This window comes from Streptomyces sp. NPDC005408 (genome assembly GCF_040606445.1).
Classification (GTDB): domain Bacteria; phylum Actinomycetota; class Actinomycetes; order Streptomycetales; family Streptomycetaceae; genus Streptomyces.
This window is the reverse complement of sequence record NZ_JBEXEX010000012.1, coordinates 63,524-86,046: the sequence shown is the minus strand read 5'-3', so window position 1 is coordinate 86,046 and position 22,523 is coordinate 63,524. Positions and strand designations below refer to the sequence as shown.

Sequence of the window (22,523 nt, the reverse complement as noted above, 5' to 3'; positions counted from 1 at the left end):
GTGCCCTGACTGTCTCTACCATCCCCCATTTGGCTCAGGAGAGTGCACTCGGGGTCGACCATTGGGCCTATTGGCGGCACTCAGTGCCGCCAACCTGCTCATCTTGCCGCGTCCGCCCTGGTTCCGGAAGCCGGGGTGGGGTTTCCCACCCCCGGGAGCCGGAGGGCTTCCCCCGGCCGGCCGAGCCGTCACGCCTCAACCGCCGGTCAGCCGGTGGTCGAGCGCGGTGAAACGCCTGCCTGCGGAAACGGTGCGCACTGCCTGTCCTATCGCCTTACGGGAGCCGACCAGCACGACGAGTTTCCTGGCCCGTGTGACCGCCGTGTAGAGGAGGTTCCGCTGGAGCATCATCCAGGCTCCGGTGGTGACCGGGATCACCACTGCGGGATATTCACTGCCCTGCGAGCGGTGAATGGTCACGGCGTACGCGTGTGCCAACTCGTCCAGCTCGTCGAAGTCGTACGAAACCTCCTCGTCCTCGTCCGTCAGCACCGTCAGCCGCTGGTCGTCGAGCTGTATCGAGGTGACCACGCCGACCGTGCCGTTGAAGACGCCGTTCTTGCCTTTCTCGTAATTGTTGCGAATCTGGGTGACCTTGTCGCCGACCCGGAAGACACGGCCGCCGAAACGCTTCTCGGGGAGGTCGGGCCGTGCGGGTGTAATCGCCTGCTGGAGCAGGCCGTTGAGCGTGCCGGCGCCGGCCGGACCGCGGTGCATCGGCGCGAGGACCTGCACATCGCGCCGTGGATCGAGTCCGAATTTGGCCGGGATCCGGCGGGCCGCCACATCGACGGTGAGCTTGCCCGCGTCCTCCGTCTCCTCCTCGACGAAGAGAAAGAAGTCGGAGAGCCCTGAAGTGATGGGCTGGACACCGGAGTTGATGCGGTGGGCGTTGGTGACGACGCCCGACTGCTTGGCCTGCCGGAAGATCCGGGTCAGCCGGACACAGGGCACCGGGCCGCCGTCCGCGAGCAGATCGCGCAGCACTTCGCCCGCACCGACGCTCGGCAGCTGGTCCACGTCCCCCACCAGCAGCAGATGCGCGCCTGGAGCGACCGCCTTGACCAGCTTGTTGGCCAGCAGCAGATCGAGCATGGACGCCTCGTCGACCACCACCAGGTCCGCGTCCAGCGGCCGGTCCCTGTCGTACGCCGCGTCCCCGCCGGGCTTGAGCTCAAGCAGCCGGTGCACGGTGGAGGCATCGGCTCCGGCGAGCTCGGCAAGGCGCTTGGCCGCGCGGCCTGTCGGAGCGGCCAGCACCACCTTGGCCTTTTTCGCACGGGCCAGCTCCACGATCGAGCGGACCGTGAACGACTTGCCGCAGCCCGGTCCCCCGGTGAGGACGGCCACCTTGCTGGTGAGCGCGAGGCGGACCGCCTGCTCCTGCTCGGGCGCCAGCTCGGCGCCCGTCCGCTCGGCCAGCCAGGCCAGCGCCTTGTCCCAGACGACATCCTGGAAGGCGGGCATCCGGTCGTCGGGCGTGCGCAGGAGGCGGCCCAGCTGGGCCGCGAGGGAGATCTCGGCGCGGTGGAAGGGGACGAGATAGACCGCGGTCAGCGGCTCGCCGCCGTCGGGGGCCGGGACCTGATCCCGTACGACCCCCTCGTCCTCGCCCGCGAGTTCGGCCAGGCACTCGATGACAAGGCCGGTGTCCACCTGGAGCAGCTTCACCGCGTCCGCGATCAGCTGCTCCTCGGGCAGGAAGCAGTGCCCCTGGTCGGTGGACTGCGACAGGGCGTACTGCAGGCCCGCCTTGACCCGCTCGGGGCTGTCGTGCGGAATGCCGACCGCCTGCGCGATCTTGTCGGCCGTGAGGAAGCCGATACCCCATACGTCGGCGGCGAGGCGGTACGGCTGGTTCTTCACGACCGAGATCGAGGCGTCCTCGTACTTCTTGTAGATGCGCACCGCGATGGAGGTCGAGACGCCGACGCCCTGGAGGAAGATCATGACCTCCTTGATGGCCTTCTGCTCCTCCCAGGCGGCGCCGATCAACTTCGTCCGCTTCGGGCCCAGTCCGGGGACCTCGACGAGCTTCTTCGGCTCCTGCTCGATGATGTCGAGGGTGTCGATGCCGAAGTGCTCGACGATGCGCTCGGCGATTCTGGGGCCGATGCCCTTGATCAGGCCCGAGCCGAGATAGCGGCGTATGCCCTGGATGGTGGCTGGCAGGACCGTGGTGTAGTTCTCCACCGTGAACTGCTTGCCGTACTGGGGATGGGAGGCCCAGCGGCCCTCCATGCGCAGGGACTCGCCCGGCTGCGCGCCGAGCAGCGAGCCGACCACCGTGAGGAGATCTCCGCCGCCGCGGCCGGTGTCGACCCGGGCGACCGTGTAGCCGTTCTCCTCATTGGCGTACGTGATCCGCTCGAGGACCCCTTCGACCACTGCCAGATTGGACATGATCCGACGCTACCGCCGCGGTCCGACAGCGCGGGCGGCCTGTGGACAACTCCGGCCCTACGGCGGCCGTGCGGCGGCCCGGCGGCTCCCTTGCAGGCGGCCTGGAAGGTCAAGGGGGCCCGGTCATATGACCGGGCCCCTCGAACTCCCCCTCCGTCAAGGACTCCCTGATCCCCCCAGATCCCTCCCCAGAAGCCTTGATGCCAGGTACGACTCGCGTTACGCGGAAAGGGTTGTACGACTGCGGGCAGTTATTTTTGCGGAATCTCGGAATGCCGACGAAACGGGGCGGTCGTAGCGTTTCACCCACGGGCGGTCTGATGTCCGGGATCCTCGGCAGGATGAGCAGGCCGGTGGCGCAGGCGGTCTCGAAGAAGACAGGAATTCCCGCGGCGACGATCACGCGGGGGATCGAGATGCTGCTTCCCGTGTTGCTTGCGGTGCTGTCTCGCCGCGCGGCGAAGGGAGCGGCAACGCCGCCCCCGGCCGGAGCACCGGGCGCCGCAACTCCGGGCACGGCAACGCCGGGTGCCACGTCCAAGGGCGGTCTGGGTGACCTGCTGGGCAGCATCCTCGGCGGCGGCAAGAAGTAACCCGAGGAACCGCGGGCGCGCCGGCGCGGTGCGTCCGTCGGCCACCGCCCCGCGGCTCAATTCGCCTTCGGCTCGAAGTGGTTCTGTGCCAGGACACCGCCGTCCCCCGCGAACGCCGTGACCGTGTAACCGGCCGCCACGGTCGAAGCGTCGAGGAACGCGTAGTACGTGCCCCAGCCCGCTTCTCCTCGCAGGCGCAGCACGCCCGCCGAGCACTCCCCGCCTTCGTCCGCCCGCACCACGATCCGCGCGGGCACCTCGTCCGTACGGAACGCTCCCGCGACAAGCCCCTCGTCACTGCCCCCCGAGCCGCTGAGGCTGTTGGGGAGGATGTTGGTGCCCGGATACTGCCGCGCGTCGTCGATGTCCTTCTGCAGATCGTCCAAGCCCACGACGTAGTTCTGGTTTCCCTCCGGCAGCAGCGCCATACGGACGCCCCGGCCGATGTCCACCACCTCGTACGGCTGCACCGTGCGCATACCGGCCCGCGGGCAAGTGACGGACGGCACCGGCCGCGGTCCGGCGGTGGCAGGGGGTGTCGGTGCGGGGGCCGGATCCGCACCGGGGACTCCGCCGTACGCGAGGAGGGCAAGCGCGGCAGTGGCCACCGCCGCACCGGCCGTGGCCGCGGTGCGGCGCCTTCGGGCGGTACGGCCACGCCTCAATACCTCGTCGACCGGGGCCTGTCCGACGGGATGTGCGTCCGCCTCGCGCCGCAGGGCCTCGCCGATGCGCATCTCGTCGTTCACGGGTGGAGCTCCTCGGATGTCCGGCCGCCTGCGGGCGCGGCGGCGAGGCCGGCTCCGGCACCGGTGATGCCCGGCTCGGCGCGCAGCTTGCGCAGCGCCCGGGCGGTGTGACTGCGCACCGTGCCGACACGGGTGCCGAGCAACCGCGCCACCTCGGTCTCGCTGTGGTCCTCCAGATACCGCAGCACGATCACCGCCCGCTGCTTGGCCGGCAGCCGGTCGAGCGCCTCGGCGATGGCGCTCCGCTGCGCGAGGCCATCGGTCCGGTCCGGCGCGGCCGTCTCAGGGAACCGGTTGGTCAGCCATTCCCTGGCACGCATCCGCCGGAGCCGGTCCACATTGGCGTTGATCATGATGCGCCAGACATAGGCGTCGGGGTCCTCGGTGCGCTGGATGCGCTCCCACTTCACATAGGCCTTGGCCAGGGCTGCCTGCACCAGGTCCTCCGCGTCATGGTGATGTCCGGTGAGGAGGCGGGCCGTCCGCAGCATGCGCGGCCAGCTGCTGACCACGAATGCCCGGAATTCCGTCTCCGCGCTCGTCTTCAATCAGGGTCCTCTGTCGGGGTGCCACTGTCCGCCGTCGGGGTGCCACGCCGCCGGGACCCGACCCCCGTGCGGGCTCGGCAGCGTGGCATCCGGCCAACAGCCCTAGGACTTGGGCGCGAAGGCCAGGCTCGCCAGCACCTTTCCGTTCCCGTCGTACGCGGTGACCTTGACGGGCTCTCGCCACGGCCCGGACCCCGGCAGGTCGAGGTAGTACGTGCCCCAGCCCGGCTTGCCCGGCAGCCTCAGCATCGACACCTCGGTCTCCGCACCCTTGCCGAGGCGCAAGGTCATCCGCGCGGGCACGGTGTCCGTACGGTACGCGCCCGTGAACTGGATGTTGTCACCGTCGCTGCCGATGCCGCCGCTGATGCTGTTGGGGCGGATGCTGCTGCCGGGGTACCCCTTGGCCTGCTCGACGGCCCGCTCGAAGTCCTCGTACCCCACGACGAAGTTCTGCCGTCCTTCCGGCAGGAGGCCCATCTTCGCCCCCCGGCCGATCTCGACCGGCTGGTACGGCTGCACAACCCGCGGTCCTGCGGAGGACGGGGAGTTCACGGCGGCGGCAGGCCTGTGCGGGCCGGTCGTCGCCGCACCGGTACGGCCGGGCGCGGAGGCCCTGTCGACGGCGATGGCCGTGCCGGCGCCGCCCGCCAGAACCAGTGCTGCCGCCCCCGCGATGGCAAGTCGCTTCGTCCTCATGCTTCCTCCAGGTGATCAATGCTGATCGGTGAACGCCTACATCTGTCAGACGGCGTTCGGCCCCGGCATCTATGTCATGACGGACGAACTATTTTCCGAGCGGCTGTACTTGTTTCCGAAGGGCTGTACTCGTGCTCAGGATCAGAGGACGTGCTCGATGAAACGCCTGGCAGTCTCCTCCAGAACGTCCACCCCGTCGCGGGCCCACAACCCCTCGTTGAACAGCTCCACTTCGATCGCCCCGCCGTACCCCGCCGCGTCCACCCGGGCCCGCCACTCGCGCATGTCGATCGCGCCGTCACCCAGCTGGCCACGGCCGTTCAGGACGCCCGCCGGCAGCGGGGTCGTCCAGTCCGCCAGTTGGAAGGCGTGGATGCGGTCCGAGGCGCCCGCCCGGGCCACCGCCGACGGGGCCTGGTCGTCCCACCAGATGTGGTAGGTGTCCACCACCACGCCCACCTGCGACGCCGGGAAGCGTTCCGCCAGGTCGAGTGCCTGGGTCAGGGTCGAGACCACGCACCGGTCCGAGGCGTACATCGGGTGCAGCGGCTCGATCGCCAGGCGTACGCCCCGCTCCTCCGCGTAGGGGGCCAGGACGGACAGCGCGTCCGCGATGCGTTCGCGCGCCGCCGCCAGGTCCCGGCTGCCCGGGGGGAGGCCGCCCGAGACCAGAACCAGGGTGTCCGTGCCGAGGGCCGACGCCTCGTCGATCGCCGTGCGGTTGTCGGCCAGGGCGCGGGCCCGTTCCGCCGGGTTCATCGCGGTGAGGAAGCCGCCGCGGCACAGGCTGGTGACCGTCAGCCCCGCGTCCCGTACGAGCTTCGCCGCCGCTTCGACTCCGTACGCCTGGACCGGTTCGCGCCACAGGCCCACCCCGCCGATGCCCAGGGCGCCGCATGCCTCGGTGAGTTCGGGCAGGGTCAGCTGCTTCACCGTCATCTGGTTGATGCTGAAGCGGGTCAGGGGGCCGGTCACTGCGTGACTCCGTACATCGTGAGCAGGCATTTCATCCGGTGCTCGGCCAGCCCCGGATCCGGGAACAGGCCGAGCCCGTCGGCCAGTTCGTACGCGCGGCAGAAGTGCGGGAGCGAGCGTGCCGACTGAAGGCCGCCCACCATCGTGAAGTGCGACTGATGTCCCGCGAGCCAGGCCAGCAGCACGACGCCCGTCTTGTAGAAGCGGGTCGGCGGCTGGAAGAGGTGGCGGGACAACTCGACCGTAGGGTCGAGGAGTTCGCGGAAGCCCTTGACGTCACCGGTGTCCAGGACCCGTACCGCCTGTGCCGCCAGCGGACCGAGGGGGTCGAAGATCCCCAGCAGCGCGTGGCTGAAGCCGCGTTCGTCGCCAGCGATGAGTTCCGGGTAGTTGAAGTCGTCGCCGGTGTAGCAGCGGACACCCTCCGGCAGCCGTCGGCGCAGGTCGATCTCTCGCTGCGCGTCGAGCAGCGAGACCTTGATGCCGTCGACCTTGTCGGGGTGCGCGGCGATGACCTCCAGAAAGGTCCCCGTCGCCTCGTCCAGGTCGGACGAGCCCCAGTACCCCTCAAGCGCCGGGTCGAACATCGGGCCCAGCCAGTGCAGGATCACCGGCTCGGAGGCCTGGCGCAGCAGGTGGGTGCAGAGGGCCAGATAGTCGTCCGGCGTCCGGGCCGCGGCCGCCAGCGCCCTCGACGCCATCAGAATCGCCTGCGAGCCGGTCTCCTCGACGAGCGCGAGCTGCTCCTCGTACGCCGTACGGACGGCCACCAGATCGGCAGGGCCGGTCAGTTGGTCGGTACCGACCCCGCACGCGATGCGGCCGCCCACCGCTTTCGCCTCGGCAGCCGAGCGCCTGATCAGCTCCGCCGCGCCCGCCCAGTCGAGGCCCATTCCCCGCTGGGCCGTGTCCATGGCCTCCGCGACGCCGAGGCCGTGCGACCACAGATGGCGGCGGAAGGCGAGCGTGGCGTCCCAGTCGACGGCGGCGGGCGAGTCGGGCGAGACATCGGCGTACGGGTCGGCCACGACATGCGCCGCCGAGAAGACCGTACGGGAGGCGAGCGCGGCGCCCCCGGCAAGCGCAGCACCCCCGAGCACAGTGCCCCCGCCGAGCCCGGCGTCCGCGCCGAACACGGCCGGTTCGGTGCGGGGTTCGTACGTCCCCCGCAGCAGCCTGATCGTCACAGCGACAGCTCCGGCACCTCGAAGCGGCGCCCCTCCGCCGACGACTTCAGCCCCAGCTCGGCAAGCTGCACGCCCCGCGCGCCGGCCAGCAGGTCCCAGTGGTACGGCTCACCGAGCGCGACATGGCGCAGGAACAGCTCCCACTGCGCCTTGAAGCCGTTCTCGAACTCCCCGTTGTCCGGCACCTCCTGCCACTGGTCGCGGAAGGACTCCGTGGCGGGCAGATCCGGGTTCCAGACCGGCTTCGGGGTTGCGGAGCGGTGCTGGGCACGGCAGCGGCGCAGGCCCGCGACGGCCGAGCCGTGCGTGCCGTCGACCTGGAACTCGACGAGCTCGTCGCGCATCACCCGTACCGCCCAGGAGGAGTTGATCTGGGCGATCGCACCGCCCTCCAGCTGGAAGATGCCGTACGCGGAGTCGTCGGCGGTCGCGGCGTACGGCTTGCCGCGCTCGTCCCAGCGCTGCGGGATGTGCGTGGCGACCTGCGCCGTCACGCTGGTGACCCGGCCGAACAGCTCGTGCAGTACGTACTCCCAGTGCGGGAACATGTCGACGGCGATGCCGCCACCGTCCTCGGCGCGGTAGTTCCAGCTCGGGCGCTGCGCCTCCTGCCAGTCGCCCTCGAAGACCCAGTAGCCGAACTCCCCGCGCACGGACAGGATCTCGCCGAAGAAGCCGCCCTCGACGAGGCGCTTCAGCTTCAGCAGACCCGGCAGGAAGATCTTGTCCTGGACGACGCCGTGCTTGATTCCGGCGGCGTCGGCGAGACGCGCCAGCTCCAGCGCGCCCGCGAGATCGGTCGCGGTCGGCTTCTCGGTGTAGATGTGCTTGCCCGCCGCGACGGCCTGCTTGATGGCGGTGACGCGGGCGGAGGTGACCTGGGCGTCGAAGTAGATGTCGATGCTGTCGTCGGCGAGTACGGCGTCGAGGTCGGTGGAGACATGGGCGAGGCCGTGCCTGTCGGCGATCTCGCGCAGCGCGTGCTCGCGGCGGCCGACGAGGACGGGCTCGGGCCACAGGACGTCACCGTCACCGAGGTCGAGGCCGCCCTGTTCGCGGATCGCGAGGAGGGAGCGCACCAGGTGCTGGCGGTATCCCATTCGCCCCGTGACGCCGTTCATGGCGATCCGCACTGTCCTGCGTGTCACGAAGGTGCCTCCATGCTTCCTCAATGCTTCCGGTTCCCTCATTACGGCCGTGTTCCCTCGATACGGCTGTAGCAAGCGCTTTCTACGCGGTATGACGCTAGCCTGCCGACAGCGGCCCGGACAAGGGCCCGGTCCCATCTCCCGCGGAGGAAAGCGATGACAGTCACCCTGGCGGATGTGGCGGCGCGCGCCCGGGTGTCCCCGGCCACCGTCTCCCGAGTGCTCAACGGCAACTACCCGGTCGCGACGTCAACGCGGGAACGGGTGCTACGAGCGGTTGACGAGCTCGACTACGTCCTGAACGGGCCCGCGAGCTCGCTGGCGGCGGCAACCTCCGACCTGGTGGGCATCCTCGTCAACGACATCGCCGACCCCTTCTTCGGGATCATGGCCGGGGCCGCCCAGACCGAGATCGGCGGACAGGAGGGCTCGGGGCGCGCGGGCGGCGAGAAACTGGCCGTCGTCTGCAACACCGGCGGCTCCCCCGAGCGCGAACTCACCTATCTCACCCTGCTCCAGCGCCAGCGCGCCGCGGCCGTCGTGCTGACCGGCGGCGCCCTTGAGGACCCGGACCACATCGCGGCGATGGCCACGAAACTGGCGAAGCTCGCGGACGCGGGCACGCGCGTCGTGCTCTGCGGCAGACCGCCACTGCCGGGCAGCGAGGCGATCGTTGCCGCACTCGCCTTCGACAACCGGGGCGGCGGGCGGCGGCTCACCGAGCATCTGGTCGCGCTCGGCCACCGCAGGATCGGCTATGTGGCCGGTCCGCCCGAGCGCACGACGACCCGGCACCGGCTGGAGGGCCACCGGGCGGCGCTGACCGCGGCGGGCATCGACGAGGACCAGGACCGGCTCACGGTGCACGGCCCGTACGCCCGCCGCTCCGGCTACGACGCGACCCTCGAACTGCTGCGCCGCGACCCCGACTTGACGGCGATCGTGGCCGCGAACGACACGGTGGCGCTGGGAGCGTGTGCGGCCCTGCGCGACCAGGGCATGCGCATCCCCGAGGACATCTCGGTGGCGGGCTTCGACGACCTCCCCTTCTCGATCGACGCGGTGCCCGCACTGACGACGGTACGGCTGCCGCTGTACGAGGCGGGGGCGCGGGCGGGCCGCCTGGCGATGGGCAACGAGGCTCCGCCGCCGGGCGGAATCGCGACGATCGCCGCGGAACTGATGGCACGGTCGTCGACGGCGCCGCCGCGGAAGGGGTGAGGGAACTCCTCGGTGCTGCCGGGCCGGTCCCCGCCGGCCCGGCAGCGGCCGGGGCCTACCCCGGCAGCGCGAATCGCACGAACCGTGCCGCCGACGGCACGCCCGTCGCGTCGAGCACGAACAACTGGTCCCGCCGGCCCGCTCGCCACCTCGCGCCGTCTCAGGCCTTGCCGCGGTCCCGACCGCGCCGTACCGTTGACTGAGTCAAAGATAGAGCCCGGAGTAACCAGCCCGGACAGCCCGGAGCAGCCCATGCCCATCCAGGAAATCCGCGCCTTCAACCGCTTCTACACCAACCTCATCGGCGCGCTCGACTACAGCAAGCACCTCTACACCCCGTACACCCTCACCGAGTCCCGTGTCCTGTACGAGCTCGCCCACAGCCCCCGTACCGACGCCGCCGATCTGCGCGCCGAACTCTCCCTCGACGCCGGGTACTTGAGCAGACTGCTCGCCAAGTTCGAGCGGGACGGCCTGGTCGGGCGGGCGCCGTCCGAGGTGGATCCCCGGCGGCAGCGGATCACGCTCACGGCCCGGGGGCGCGAGGCCGCAGCCCTGCTCGACGAGCGGTCGCGGGAAGCCGTGGGGGCGCTGCTTGCCAAGGTGCCGGCGGACGAGCGGCCGCGGCTGGTCGAGGCGATGCGGACCGTGCGCGAAATCCTCGGGCGCGGGCGGCCCGCCCACCGTGAGGGGCCCGTGCTGCGCGAGCCGGGGCCAGGGGATCTGGGGTGGGTGGTGCAGCGTCATGGTGCGCTGTACGCCGCCGAGTACGGCTGGAACGCCGATTTCGAAGGGCTCGTCGCCCGCATCGTCGCGGACTTCGCGCAGGACCACGACCCTCATCTGGAGCGGGTGTGGATCGCCGAGCTGGACGGGCGGCCCGTGGGGGCGGTTATGTGTGTACGGGACGACGCCCCGGCGACCGCGCGGCTGCGACTGCTGCTCGTCGAACCGGACGCGCGCGGGCACGGACTCGGCGACCTGCTCGTGCGTACCGTCGTGGATTTCGCGCGCGATGTGGGGTATCGAGATCTGGTGCTGTGGACCAATGACGTACTGGCCGGGGCCCGCCGGATCTACCAGCGGGCCGGGTTCACCCTCGTCGCCGAGAAGCCGCACCGCTCGTACGGAGCCGATCTGGTCGGCCAGGACTGGCGACTGCCCCTGCTGGAAGGAACAGTCAAGTGAAGTTCGCCTTCTCCACCCTCGGTGTGCCGGGCATGCCGGTCGCCGATGTGGTCGCGCTCGCCGTGGACACCGGCTATCAGGGGGTCGAGCTGCGCGCCCACCCCGAGGAGCCGGTGCATCCGGGGATCGGGGCGCAGGAACGGGCCGCTGTGGTCGCGGAGTTCGGGCGCGCGGGCGTGGAGATTCTCACCGTGTGCGGATACACCGGCGTCGCGGCCGCCGGTGACGACGCTCCGGTGTACGAGGAGCTCGACGAACTGATGCGGCTGGCCAGGGACTTGGGCGCGCCGTTTGTGCGCGTCTTCCCGGGCGGCGGCGACCAGGACCCGGCCGTCGCCGAGGCCACGGCCGCCCGCCGGCTCGGGGCCGCCGCCGAGACCGCGGCCGGGCTCGGCGTACGGATCCTGCTGGAGACCCACGACTCGCATCGCACCGGCGCCGGTGTCTCACGCATCTTGGGCCCGGTCGGCCACAAGAACGCGGGCGCGATCTGGGACGTGGTGCACCCCTGGCTCGACGGTGAGAGCCCGGCGGCGGCGCATGCCGCGCTCGCTCCCTTCCTCGGCTATGTGCAGGTCAAGGACGTCGCATCGGCCGACGACCTGGCGCCCCTGCCGCTGGGCGCGGGCGTACTGCCGCTCGCCGAGTGCCTGGCAACGCTCACCGAGGAGACGTGGCTTTGCTGGGAGTACGAGAAGCGCTGGCATCCGGAGGCAGCTGATCTGCGGGGGCTGCTGGTGCCGGGGCGGGAGTACCTGGAGCGCATGCTCGCGACAGTGAGGTGAGCGCGACTCCGCCGACCAGCAGTACCGCAGCGCCCCAGCGCAACGGGCTCACGGACTCGTCGAGCAGCAGCGCCGCCGACGACATGCCGAAGACCGGTACGAGGAGCGAGAAGGGGGCCACGGCGGAGGCGGGATAGCGGCGCAGCAGGAAGCCCCAGGCGCCGAAACCGAAGACCGTCGCGCCCCAGGCGACGTAGACGATCGTTCCGGCCCCGCTCCAGTCCAGGGAGCGCAGCGCGTCCAGATCGGCGTTGGGGCCTTCGATGAGCAGGGAGAGCGCGAGCAGCGGCAGCACGGGGACGGTGGAGACCCAGATCATGAAGTTCAGGGCGTCCGGTGGGGACGCCTTGCGGGTCAGCACATTGGACACGCCCCAGCAGGCCGCGGCCGCGATGAGGAGCAGGAAGGCGAGGACGGGGCCCGATGTGCCCTCGTCGACCGCCGCGAGGGCGATTCCGCACAGGGCGACCGCCATGCCCAGGATCCGTACCCTTCCCGGGCGTTCACCGAGGGCGACGGCGGCGAACAAGGCCGTGAAGACCGCCTGGATCTGCAGGACGAGCGAGGAGAGCCCGGCCGGCATCCCGCGGTCCATGCCGATGAACAGCAGCCCGAACTTGGCGACGCCCAGGGCCAGTCCGACGCCGATCACCCACTTCCAGGCGACCTTGGGGCGGCCCACGAAGAAGACCGCGGGCAGCGCGGCCACCAGGAAGCGCAGGGCGGAGAAGAGCAGCGGAGGGAAGTGGCCGAGCCCGAGCTCGATGACGACGAAGTTCACTCCCCAGACCGCGGTGACCAGGACGGCGAGTGCGAGGTGTACGGGACGCATGGGTCGAGGATCACCGGCGCCGACCGTGTAGCACCAGCGCGGGTTTCTTCATGGTGGAATTGAGCGTTGCTTACGAATGCCCAGGAGGACCCCGGGCACAGGGAGGCCGGTCATGCTCGATCTGGGGCGACTGCGCGCACTGCACGCCGTCTCCGTCCACGGTTCCGTCGCCGCCGCGGCCACCGCGCTCGGGTACACCCCGTCCGCCGTGTCGCAGCAGATCACCAAGCTGGAGCGGGAGACGCGTACGACCCTGCTCGAGCGGCAGGGACGGGGCATCGCGCTCACCGACGAGGCACTCCATCTGGCCGCCACGGCACAGGAGTTGCTCGCCATCGTCGAGCGCGCCGAGACCACGCTGGAGGAGCGCAGGGGGCAGCCGACGGGGCGGCTCACCATCGGCGCGTTCGCCTCGGCCGCGCGCGGTCTGCTGCCCGGCGTGCTTGCCGAACTGGGCCGCAGGAATCCGGGGCTCGATGCCCGGATGACCGAGGTCGACCCGCACCTGTCCATCGATCTGGTGGCCCGCGGCATGATCGATGTGGCGGTCGCACACGACTGGGACATCGCGCCGCTGCCCGCTCCCGAGGGCGTGGAGCAGGCCGTGATCGGCGACGACCTGTGCGATCTGCTCGTACCGGAGGGGCATCCGCTGGCCGGGCACGCGTCCGTACGCCGTGCGGACCTGGCGGGTCAGCGGTGGATCTGCCAGCCGCCCGGCACGGTCTGCCACGACTGGCTGATCCGCACGCTGCGCGCGGCAGGCTGCGAGCCCGATCTCGCCCACCAGGCCGAGGAGAACCACACCCAGGTCGCGCTGGTCGCGGCCGGGCTCGGCGTCGCGATGATCCCGCGGCTCGGCCGTGGCCCGCTGCCCGCCGGGGTGGTGGCGCTCGCCCTGGACCCCGTACCGAAGCGACGGCTGTACGCGCTGTGGCGCACGGGGGCGGCGCGGCGGCCGGCGATCACGGCGACGGTGGCGGCGCTGCGGGAGCAGTGGCCGGAAGTGGCGGGGCGGTGAGCCTCGAGGCCGGGGTTCGGGGTTGTTCCCCCACCCCGCCCCTTCCCGAAACCCTGACGGGAACGAGGGGGCTGACGCCCCCACGCCCCCGGCGGCAGCTTCGCGCCGCGAGCCTGACCCACGGGTCGCGAGTCGCCCCCGCACCTCGGAGAGCGGCAGCTTCGCGCCACGGGCCGCCCCGATCGGCAGCTTCGCGCCACGGAGCCTCGTCTGCACCACGGGTCGCGACTCGCCCGGCCCCCTGGAGAGCGGCAGCTTCGCGCCGCGAGCCTGACCCGCAGGTCACGATTCGCCCCGCGCCCCGGCGGAGCCACACACGCCCCGGGGGACATGTTGCGCACCAATTCCCCGAACCACGGCGTGGCGGGGAACGCAGCACGACGCCCGTCCGTCTAACGGGCCGTACTGCTGGGTGAGTCTCCGCAGTGCGGTGTCGGCCCTCGCTGCTGGCTGCGATCGCTGACGACCCCTCTCCAGCCGCCTGCGGCCGGCAGCACACCGCCACCGGTGCGCCCCCTCCGACAGCACCGGTGGCGGACCCCCGTCCCGGTGACCTTCCGCGCGCCGCGCGTCCTTTCTCTTGCCACACCCTTGACCTGGCAGTAATTTTCGGGCTATCCGTGTGTCCTTGGAAGTTTCCTTCAACTCCCTTGTCGAGCAAGGCCGGAAGGAGCCCCATGCACGACCGGAGCCTCACCAGACGCACCCTCCTGACTGCGACCGCCGTGGCGGCCGGCGCGGTCGCCGGCGCCTCCCCCGCATTCGCCCTTCCCTCCCACCACGACCGCCTCAAACGGCTGATCTCCCGGATGAGCCTGGAGGAGAAGGTCGGCCAGCTCTTCGTGATGCGCGTGTACGGACACTCCGCCACCGCCCCCGACCAGGCCGACATCGAGCTGAACCTCAAGGAGATGGGCGTCCGTACGGCCGCCGAGCTGGTCGCGGCGTACCACGTCGGCGGCATCATCTACTTCTCCTGGGCGCACAACACCCGTGATCCGCACCAGATCGCGGACCTGTCCAACAGCATCCAGCGGGCCGGACTCGCCCAGCCGACCCCCGTACCGCTGCTGATCTCCACCGACCAGGAGCACGGCATAGTGGCCCGCGTGGGCAGGCCCGCCACCCTGTTGCCGGGCGCGATGGCGCTGGGCGCCGGCGGGTCCCGCTCCGACGCCCGCAGTGCCGCACGGATCGCCGGGGCCGAGCTGGCCGCGATGGGCATCTGCCAGAACTACGCCCCGGTCTCCGACGTCAACGTCAATCCCGCCAATCCGGTCATCGGCGTACGCTCCTTCGGCGCCGACCCCCACGCGGTGGCGGGCCTGGTCGCCGCCCAGGTGAAGGGCTATCAGGGCGCGGGCATCGCCGCGACGTCGAAGCACTTCCCGGGACACGGCGACACGACCGTCGACAGTCACACGGGCATCCCGGTCATCACTCACACCCGGGAGCAGTGGGAGGAGATCGACGCCCCGCCGTTCCGGGCCGCGATCGCCGCCGGTGTCGACTCGATCATGACGGCGCACATCCAGTTCCCGGCGCTGGATCCGAGCAACGACCCGGCCACCCTCTCGCGCCCCATCCTCACCGGCATCCTGCGCGAGGAGCTCGGTTACGACGGTGTGGTCGTCACCGACGCGCTCAATATGCAGGGCGTACGCGACAAGTACGGCGACAGCCGGGTTCCGGTGCTCGCGCTGAAGGCGGGTGTGGACCAGCTGCTCAACCCGCCGGACCTGGCTGTCGCCTGGAACGGCGTCCTCAGCGCGGTCAAGAGCGGTGAGCTCACCGTGGCCCGCCTCGACGAATCGATCCTGCGCATCCTGCTCCTGAAGGAGAAACTGGGCCTGTTCCGCGACCCGTTCGTCTCCGCGCGGCGGCTTGAGCGCACCGTAGGCGCCCGCGCGCATCTCGCCGCCGCCGACCGGATCGCCGAGGGCACCACGACCCTGCTGGTCAACGAGGACGGGTTGCTGCCGCTGAGCAGCCGCAAGCAGCGCAACCTCCTGGTGGTCGGCGCCGATCCGGCATCGCCCACCGGGACGACCGGACCGTCGACTTCCGTACTGGCGAACGCGCTGACCGAACTGGGCTTCGCCGCCACCGCGCTGTCCACCGGAATCACCCCGACCGCCGCGAAGATCGACGAGGCGGTGGCGGCGGCCGGCGGCAAGGACGCGGTGATCGTCGGCACGTACAACGTCACGGCGACCAGCCCCCAGCGCACGCTGGTGGCCCGGCTCGCCGCGACCGGTGTGCCCGTCGTCGCGGTCGCCATCCGCAATCCGTACGACATCGCCCGGCTCAGTGGCGTACGGGCGGCGCTCGCCGCGTACTCCTGGACCGATGTCGAACTGCGCGCCGCGGCACGGGTGATCGCTGGCCGGGCAGATCCGGAGGGACACCTTCCGGTGCCGATACAGCGTGCGGACGATCCGCTCCAGGTGCTGTATCCCACCGGCTACGGCCTGTCGTACGACTGAGCGAGAACCCGACATACCCAAACGTGCCACGCACCACAGGCGCACTCCCGCAAAATGTCATCAATCGCCCCGCACGTCTGGCGTGGCCCGCCCCGGCGGGTCACGCTGGACGGACCGGCCGGGGGTCGGGGCTCGGGGGGTACAGGATGGGCGCGAAGCGGAGGTCAGCAGGGGCGGTGAGCCTCCTGGTACTGGTACTCGCCCTTGCGGCGGCGCTGATCGCCGGGTGCCAGCAGGCGAGCGGAGGCACCGGGGCCGCCGCCGGAAGCATCGCGAGCGCCACAACCCCCACGCCCTCGGGATACGGCCTGGTCTTCCTCGGCCTGGGCGACTGCGCATCGCGCGGCCGCGACGTCCATGAAGTGCCCTGCACCAGCGAGAAGGCGTCCGCCCGGGTGACCGCCCGGTACGAAGGGCGGCCCGCGACCGGCCCCGCCTGCCCCGCCGCCACCGACTTCGTCCTGCACATCTCCGAGAGCCGTCCCTCGACCGACGAGGACGGGGACGGCGAGGTCGGCCAGGGCTACGCCTGCATGCGCAATCTGGAGCCACCGCATCCGGGCGACCCGGGCGGGGGCGGTGGTCCGCACACCGTCGTCGGCGACTGCGTCTACAGCGCGAGCGAGGGCCAGGTGAAGGAGACGGCCTGCGACGGATCGGGCACGCGCGCACCGGAGTTCAGGGTGGCGTCCGCTGTGGACCGCAGGGCGCAGTGCCCGCCGTCCACGGCGCTGTATGTGCGGCTGGACGCGGACAAGCCCGTGGGCTGCGCCCGCCGCGTGTGAGGATCACTCGGCGGCGGGCACAGCCCACGGGGAGGTGGAGTTACGGCCGCAGGGCCGGCTCCCGCTCTACGTCGCGCTTGTCGAGCTTCGCGTCGAACCTCGTCAGCGGCTTCGCCTTCGCCGCGTCTTGCTGGACGGCGGCCGGGGCGACGCCCGCCCACTTCAGGATCGCGGCGGTCGCCGCAGCCTTCTGGTCCGGCACGAGACCGGCGACATTGGCGCCGTGGTTGGCGCCGGGGGCGACATACACATGGCTGTCGTGGGTGCCCCTGCCGGGCCGGAACTGCTCGGAGCCCCACGGGTCGTTCTGGCCGTAGACGAACAGCATCTGGTTGGCGTTGTGCCGCACCCAGCTGTCCACGTCGCGCATGACCCACGGCTTGAAGCGCATCGGAATGTCACGCGGCACGAAGTTCCGCGGCGGCTGGTACCCGTACCGGGTCAGGCCGTCGAGGTGCGGCTGCTTGATGTCGGGCGAGCCCAGCTCGGTGCCTGCCTGATAGTAGTACGGGGTGTACGTCTCCAGACCCTGGTCGGCGTAGGCGGAGAAGCCGGAGATCGCGTCGATGCTGTCGTAGATCTCCTGGTCGCCGGCGGTCGCAGCGGCAGGGATCGATCCGCAGTCCGCGAGCAGGCTGTACTGCCAGAAGGCCCAGACGTAGTCGAGGACGACGGCCTCGTACGCCTTGTCGAGACTGCCGACGGTCTTGAAGGTGTAGCCCTCGGTGGTCGCGTACGCCTGGTACTTGGCCTCCAGCGGCTCGCGCCGCACCAGGGCCTCGCGCTGGACCGCGTTCAGCTTGTCGCGGCACTCCTTGGTGCCGACCTTCTCGAAGAACCGGTCGTACGCCGAGTCCTCCTTGTTCACCACGTCGTTGGGCGCGACGTACGCGACGACGCCGTCCATGTCACGCGGGTAGAAGCGCTCGAAGTACGTGGCCGTCATGCCGCCCTTGGAACCGCCGGTGGCGAGCCACTTCTTGGAGTAGATCTTCTTCAGTGCCGTGAAGACCCGGTGCTGGTCGCTGGCGGCCTGCCAGATGTCCAGCTTGGACCAGTTGGCCGGGTCGGGCCTGGACGGGGTGAAGAACCGGTACTCCAGGGAGACCTGGTTACCGTCGATGATCGCCGTCGGCTCACTGCGGCGCGGCGTGGTGCTCACGTTGTAGCCGGAGGTGAAGAAGACGGTGGGGCGGCTGGTGTCCTTGTGCAGCAGGGTGATCCGCTGCTTGAACTTCGCCCCGTTCGGGTGCCGGTGGTCGACCGGCTGTGTGTAGTTGAGGACGAAGTACCGGTAACCCGGGTACGGCTTCTCCTCGATTAGACTCATGCCCTCAACTGCGAGGATCTGGTCCTTGATGTCCGTGCCGGCCGTGGGCTCGGCGGCGGTAGCCGCACCGGCCGTCGCACCGGCCGCACTCATGGTGCCTATGAGCACCACGAGCGACAGCAGCCATCTGAGCGCCTTGCGCATTCACCCTCCCCTTGATTCACCTGTGGTCGCGGTGAACCTAGCGGGGGCAATGCCCGGCCCGCCAGCCCCAGTTGGGATCGAGAGCCTGACCAGGCGTCATGCAGCAGGTAGGAGAGTCAGCAGAGGATCCAGCCGGTCGAACGCGAGATACCGGCTATGGAACCGGTGGCCCGTACACAGCGGTTGAGCGCGTGGACGGTGACGGGTCCGGCCTGTCGGGTGAAGCTGCCCTTGTCGACCGCCGCGCGGCCGCCGCGCGCCTGCAGCGAGATCGACATCACACGCCGTCCGGGCTTCCTGGCGACCGTGATGGCGCAGGCGTACTGCCGGTTCTTGTAGACACGCAGCTCGCCCGTGGCGAACTTGATGGTCTTCAGCGGCCGGCCGCTGCACGCGGAGGCGACGGCCTCGGCCTGTGATGTGCCCGGTCCGGCCAGCGTGAGCGCTCCGGCTGCCATGAGCACGGCGAGGCCCTGCGCGAGCAGCTGCCGCCCCCGTCGTTTGTTCCCCGCCCCACCGAACACGATCGCACCCCTTTGCCACGGCCCCGTACATGCGTACGACGCAGCGGGGCCTCCTATGGTTGCGGTACTCGGCAATCCGTCATACGGCGGCGGGCTCGTCCTCCCCGATGAAGGTGCGCCAGAGCATGGCGTACCGCCCGTCCAGGGCGAGGAGTTCATCGTGCGTACCGTCCTCGACGACCTGGCCGCCGTCCATCACGACCACCCGGTCCGCGCGGGCCGCCGTGGTCAGGCGGTGGGCGACGACCAGCGTGGTACGGCGGCCCGTAAGCCGGTCCGTGGCCTGGTTGACCTGGGCCTCGGTGGCCAGGTCGAGGGCCGCGGTGGCCTCGTCGAGCAGCAGGATGTCCGGGTCGACGAGCTCGGCCCTGGCGAGCGCGATCAGCTGGCGCTGCCCCGCCGAGAGGTTGCGGCCGCGCTCTGAGACCTCGTGCATATAGCCGCCGTCGAGGGTGGCGATCATGTCGTGGGCGCCGACGGCGCGGGCCGCGGCCTCCACCTCGGCGTCGCTCGCGCCGGGACGGCCGTACGCGATGGCGTCCCGGACGGTACCCGCGAAGAGGTATGCCTCCTGGGGGACGACGCCGAGCCGGTGGCGGTAGGCCGTCAGATCCAGATCGCGCAGATCGGTCCCGTCGGCAGTGACCCGGCCGCTCGTCGGGTCGTAGAACCGCGCGACCAGCTTCACGAGCGTCGACTTGCCCGCGCCGGTCTCACCGACGAAGGCGACGGTCTGGCCCGCCGGGATGCGCAGGTCGATGGACTTCAGGGCCGCTTCGTCGTCCCCGTAGGCGAAGTCGACGTCCTCGAAGGCGATCTCGCCGCGCAGCGAGAGCACATCGAGGGGCGCCTTCGCGGTGGCGGTCGAGGTCGGCTCCTGGAGCAGCTCCTGGATGCGCCCGAGCGACACCGTCGCCTGCTGGTAGCCGTCGAAGACCTGGGACAGCTGCTGCACGGGCGCGAAGAACAGATCTATGTAGAGGAGATAGGCGACCAGCGCGCCGGTGGTGAGGGTGCCCGCTTCGATGCGGCCCGCGCCGACGATCAGCACGGCCGCGGCGGCCACCGAGGCCAGCAGCTGGACGAAGGGGAAGTAGACCGAGATCAGCCACTGGCCGCGCACCCGGGCCTCGCGGTAGCTGTCGCTGCGCTCGGCGAACCGGCCCGCGCCGTCGCGCTCGCGCCGGAAGGCCTGCACGATCCGCAGCCCGGACACGGACTCCTGCAGGTCGGCGTTGACGACGCTGATGCGTTCACGGGCCAGCTCGTACGCCTTGACGCTCTTCTTGCGGAAGAAGTACGTGCCGAAGATCAGCACCGGCAGGGTCGCGAAGACCACCAGTGCCAGCTGGAGGTCGATGACCAGCAGGACGACCAGGATGCCGAAGAAGCTGACCACCGAGACGAACGCGGTGACCAGGCCCGTCTGCAGGAACGTGGACAGGGCGTCCACGTCCGTCGTCATCCGGGTCATGATCCGGCCGGTCAGTTCGCGCTCGTAGTAGTCGAGTCCGAGGCGCTGGAGCTGCGCGAAGATCTTCAGGCGCAGGGAGTAGAGGATGCGCTCGCCGGTGCGGCCCGTCATCCGGGTCTCGCCGATCTGCGCGGCCCACTGCACCACCACGCTCACCAGTGCGAGCGCGGACGCGGCCCACACCGCGCCGAGCGCCATCCGGGTGACGCCCTCGTCGATGCCGTGCCGGATCATGACGGGGAGCAGCAGGCCCATGCCCGCGTCGGTCGCCACCAGCAGCAGGCTGACGAGCAGGGGCGGGCCGAAGCCGTGCAGCAGCCGGCGCAGCCCGTAGGTCTGCTCGGCGCGTACGGCGCGTGCCTCGTCGATCTCGGGAGTGTCGGTCGCCGGGGGCAGCGCCTCGACCTGGGCCAGCAGCTCGGGGGTCGCGCCGGGGGCGGCTGATTCCTCGGCCCTCTCCTCGCGCTCCCACAGGCGGGGTGTGATGCCGCGCTCGACGTCGAACTCGGCGTCCAGCTCGTCCCGTACGGTGTGGTCCTCTTCCGGTTCCGCGAGGGGCAGCGGGGTGTGTCCCGGCGATACGCCGCCGAGCTCGTCCGGGTCGGTCAGCAGCCGCCGGTACAGGGCCGAGCGCTGCGTCAGCTCCTCGTGCGTGCCGATGTCGGCGAGGCGTCCCGCGTCGAGGACGGCGATCCGGTCGGCGAGCCCGAGGGTGGAGCGGCGGTGGGCGATCAGCAGGGTCGTCCGGCCCGCCATGACGGAGCGCAGGGCCTCGTGGATCTCGTGCTCGACGCGGGCGTCCACGGCGGAGGTGGCGTCGTCCAGGAGCAGCAGCCGGGGGTCGGTGAGGATCGCGCGGGCGAGCGCGACGCGCTGGCGCTGGCCGCCGGAGAGGGTCAGGCCGTGCTCGCCGACCTTGGTGTCGTAGCCGTCGGGCAGCTCGGCGATGAAGCGGTCGGCCTGGGCCGCGCGCGCCGCGGTCTCGATCTCTTCCTGGGTGGCGTCGGGCTTTCCGTACGCGATGTTCGTGCGCACGCTGTCGGAGAAGAGGAAGCTGTCCTCCGGCACGAGACCGATGGCCGCGCGCAGGGATTCGAGGGTCAGCTCGCGGACATCGTGGCCGCCGACCAGGACAGCGCCGTGCGTCACGTCGTAGAAGCGGGGCAGCAGCAGCGAGACGGTGGACTTGCCGCTGCCTGAGGAGCCGACGACGGCGAGGGTCTCGCCGGGCCGGATCTCCAGCGAGAAGCCGTCGAGTACGGGGCGCTTCTCGTCGTATCCGAAGGTCACATCGTCGAACTCGACCGTCGCGGGCGCGTCCGCCGGGAGTTCCTTGGTGCCGTCCTTCATCGTCGGCTCGGTGTCGATCAGCTCCAGTACGCGCTCCACACCGGCGCGCGCCTGCTGTCCGACGGTCAGCACCACGGCGAGCATCCGGACCGGGCCGACGAGCTGCGCCAGATAGGTCGAGAAAGCGACAAAGGTACCGAGGGTGATCTGGCCGCGGGTGGCCAGCCAGCCGCCGAGCGCCAGCATCGCGACCTGCCCGAGCGCGGGGACGGCCTGGAGTGCGGGCGTGTACTTCGCATTGAACTTGATGGTGCGCAGCCGCCCGGCGAAGAGCTTGCGGCCGACCTCGCGCAGCTTGCCGGTCTCCTGGTCCTCCTGGCCGAAGCCCTTGACCACGCGTACGCCGGAGACGGCTCCGTCGACGACACCCGCGACGGCGGCCGCCTGGCTCTGCGCGTACCAGGTGGCCGGGTGCAGCCTGGTGCGGCTGCGCTTGGCGATGAACCAGAGGGCGGGGGCGACGGCGAGGGCGATCAGCGTGAGCGGCAGCGACAGCCACGCCATGATCACCAGAGAGATGATGAAGAGCAGGATGTTCCCGATGGTCATCGGGAGCATGAAGAGCAGGCCCTGGATGAGCTGAAGGTCGCTGGTGGCGCGGCCGACGACCTGGCCGGTGGAGAGCTCGTCCTGGCGGCGGCCGTCGAGGCGGGTGATCGTCCCGTACATCTCGGTCCGCAGATCGTGCTGGACGTCGAGGGCGAGGCGGCCGCCGTAGTAGCGGCGTACATAGGTGAGGGCGTAGACGACGACGGCGGCGGCTATCAGCAGCCCGGTCCAGACGGCGAGAGGTCGTGTCCGGTCACCGATCACGTCGTCGATGACGACCTTGGTGATCAGCGGGACGAGCGCCATGACGGCCATACCCGCCAGCGACGAGCCGAGCGCGAGCATCACATTGCGCCGGTAACGCCAGGCGTAACCGGACAGCCTCCGTGCCCAGCCTTGGTCTGCCGCCGCCACGTGGTGCCTCCCGGTCGTCCCGATCCAGTTCTGAAATCGTGTTCTGATCTACCGGAAAGCACCAACGCGGCGAGCAGCGGATTTCATCCCGCTGCAACACGCTGCAACAAACGGACGC

At 70.6% G+C, this 22,523-nt stretch carries 17 protein-coding genes and 1 pseudogene; 7 read left to right on the top strand and 11 right to left on the bottom strand.

What is annotated here, in order from left to right; genetic code table 11:
- Positions 1-195: 195 nt before the first annotated feature.
- Positions 196-2,403, bottom strand: a complete 2,208-nt coding sequence (locus ABZS64_RS14470) for an ATP-dependent RecD-like DNA helicase (RefSeq protein ID WP_355828157.1) — start codon at positions 2,401-2,403, stop codon at positions 196-198.
- A 341-nt stretch (positions 2,404-2,744) separates the two neighbouring features.
- Here ABZS64_RS14470 and ABZS64_RS14465 point away from each other — a divergent pair, with 341 nt between their 5' ends.
- Complete coding sequence (locus ABZS64_RS14465; protein ID WP_355828154.1) at positions 2,745-2,996, top strand: hypothetical protein; 252 nt, start codon at positions 2,745-2,747, stop codon at positions 2,994-2,996.
- Positions 2,997-3,052: 56 nt separating this feature from the next.
- Here ABZS64_RS14465 and ABZS64_RS14460 read toward each other — a convergent pair whose 3' ends face one another.
- The 6 genes from ABZS64_RS14460 to ABZS64_RS14435 form a co-directional block, all read right to left on the bottom strand.
- Positions 3,053-3,745 (bottom strand): hypothetical protein, encoded by a 693-nt coding sequence (locus tag ABZS64_RS14460; RefSeq protein ID WP_355828152.1) that lies wholly within the window; start codon positions 3,743-3,745, stop codon positions 3,053-3,055.
- Positions 3,742-4,293, bottom strand: a complete 552-nt coding sequence (locus ABZS64_RS14455; protein WP_355828150.1) for a SigE family RNA polymerase sigma factor — start codon at positions 4,291-4,293, stop codon at positions 3,742-3,744. Before ABZS64_RS14455 ends, ABZS64_RS14460 begins: the two co-directional genes overlap by 4 nt.
- A gap of 102 nt (positions 4,294-4,395) precedes the next feature.
- Entirely contained in the window at positions 4,396-4,992 is a 597-nt protein-coding gene (locus ABZS64_RS14450; RefSeq protein WP_355828147.1) for a hypothetical protein, read from the bottom strand.
- Between the two features lie 141 nt (positions 4,993-5,133).
- Positions 5,134-5,931: a sugar phosphate isomerase/epimerase family protein gene (locus tag ABZS64_RS14445; protein WP_355828371.1), complete on the bottom strand. Its 798-nt coding sequence runs from the start codon at positions 5,929-5,931 to the stop codon at positions 5,134-5,136.
- Positions 5,932-5,963: 32 nt separating this feature from the next.
- Positions 5,964-7,067: a dihydrodipicolinate synthase family protein gene (locus ABZS64_RS14440; RefSeq protein WP_355828368.1), complete on the bottom strand. Its 1,104-nt coding sequence runs from the start codon at positions 7,065-7,067 to the stop codon at positions 5,964-5,966.
- Between the two features lie 83 nt (positions 7,068-7,150).
- Positions 7,151-8,302 (bottom strand): Gfo/Idh/MocA family oxidoreductase, encoded by a 1,152-nt coding sequence (locus tag ABZS64_RS14435; RefSeq protein WP_355828144.1) that lies wholly within the window; start codon positions 8,300-8,302, stop codon positions 7,151-7,153.
- A gap of 156 nt (positions 8,303-8,458) precedes the next feature.
- Between ABZS64_RS14435 and ABZS64_RS14430 the strand changes: the two genes are divergently transcribed.
- The 3 genes and pseudogenes from ABZS64_RS14430 to ABZS64_RS14420 all read left to right on the top strand — a co-directional run.
- Positions 8,459-9,523 carry a LacI family DNA-binding transcriptional regulator gene (locus ABZS64_RS14430; protein WP_355828141.1) on the top strand — a complete coding sequence of 355 codons (1,065 nt, stop codon included), beginning with the start codon at positions 8,459-8,461 and terminating at the stop codon, positions 9,521-9,523.
- A gap of 252 nt (positions 9,524-9,775) precedes the next feature.
- Complete coding sequence (locus ABZS64_RS14425; protein ID WP_355828138.1) at positions 9,776-10,711, top strand: helix-turn-helix domain-containing GNAT family N-acetyltransferase; 936 nt, start codon at positions 9,776-9,778, stop codon at positions 10,709-10,711.
- Between the two features lie 32 nt (positions 10,712-10,743).
- Positions 10,744-11,367: pseudogene (locus tag ABZS64_RS14420) on the top strand (sugar phosphate isomerase/epimerase family protein); the annotation flags it as partial.
- 4 nt (positions 11,368-11,371) lie between these two features.
- Here ABZS64_RS14420 and ABZS64_RS14415 read toward each other — a convergent pair.
- A complete protein-coding gene (locus ABZS64_RS14415; RefSeq protein WP_355828135.1) occupies positions 11,372-12,328 on the bottom strand; it encodes an EamA family transporter in 957 nt (318 codons plus the stop codon).
- Positions 12,329-12,440: 112 nt separating this feature from the next.
- Here ABZS64_RS14415 and ABZS64_RS14410 point away from each other — a divergent pair, with 112 nt between their 5' ends.
- The 3 genes from ABZS64_RS14410 (at position 12,441) to ABZS64_RS14400 (ending at position 16,620) form a co-directional block, all read left to right on the top strand.
- The gene (locus tag ABZS64_RS14410) at positions 12,441-13,349 is read left to right on the top strand and encodes a LysR family transcriptional regulator (protein ID WP_355828132.1); all 909 of its coding nucleotides are present in this window, start codon (positions 12,441-12,443) and stop codon (positions 13,347-13,349) included.
- Positions 13,350-14,026: 677 nt separating this feature from the next.
- Entirely contained in the window at positions 14,027-15,835 is a 1,809-nt protein-coding gene (locus ABZS64_RS14405; RefSeq protein ID WP_355828129.1) for a glycoside hydrolase family 3 protein, read from the top strand.
- A 146-nt stretch (positions 15,836-15,981) separates the two neighbouring features.
- The gene (locus ABZS64_RS14400; protein WP_355828126.1) at positions 15,982-16,620 is read left to right on the top strand and encodes a hypothetical protein; all 639 of its coding nucleotides are present in this window, start codon (positions 15,982-15,984) and stop codon (positions 16,618-16,620) included.
- A gap of 40 nt (positions 16,621-16,660) precedes the next feature.
- Here ABZS64_RS14400 and ABZS64_RS14395 read toward each other — a convergent pair whose 3' ends face one another.
- The 3 genes from ABZS64_RS14395 to ABZS64_RS14385 all read right to left on the bottom strand — a co-directional run bounded on the left by ABZS64_RS14395 (position 16,661) and on the right by ABZS64_RS14385 (position 22,405).
- Positions 16,661-18,094: a S28 family serine protease gene (locus ABZS64_RS14395; RefSeq protein ID WP_355828123.1), complete on the bottom strand. Its 1,434-nt coding sequence runs from the start codon at positions 18,092-18,094 to the stop codon at positions 16,661-16,663.
- A gap of 116 nt (positions 18,095-18,210) precedes the next feature.
- Positions 18,211-18,552, bottom strand: a complete 342-nt coding sequence (locus ABZS64_RS14390) for a hypothetical protein (RefSeq protein ID WP_355828365.1) — start codon at positions 18,550-18,552, stop codon at positions 18,211-18,213.
- Between the two features lie 145 nt (positions 18,553-18,697).
- The gene (locus tag ABZS64_RS14385) at positions 18,698-22,405 is read right to left on the bottom strand and encodes an ABC transporter ATP-binding protein (protein WP_355828120.1); all 3,708 of its coding nucleotides are present in this window, start codon (positions 22,403-22,405) and stop codon (positions 18,698-18,700) included.
- Positions 22,406-22,523 lie beyond the last annotated feature (118 nt).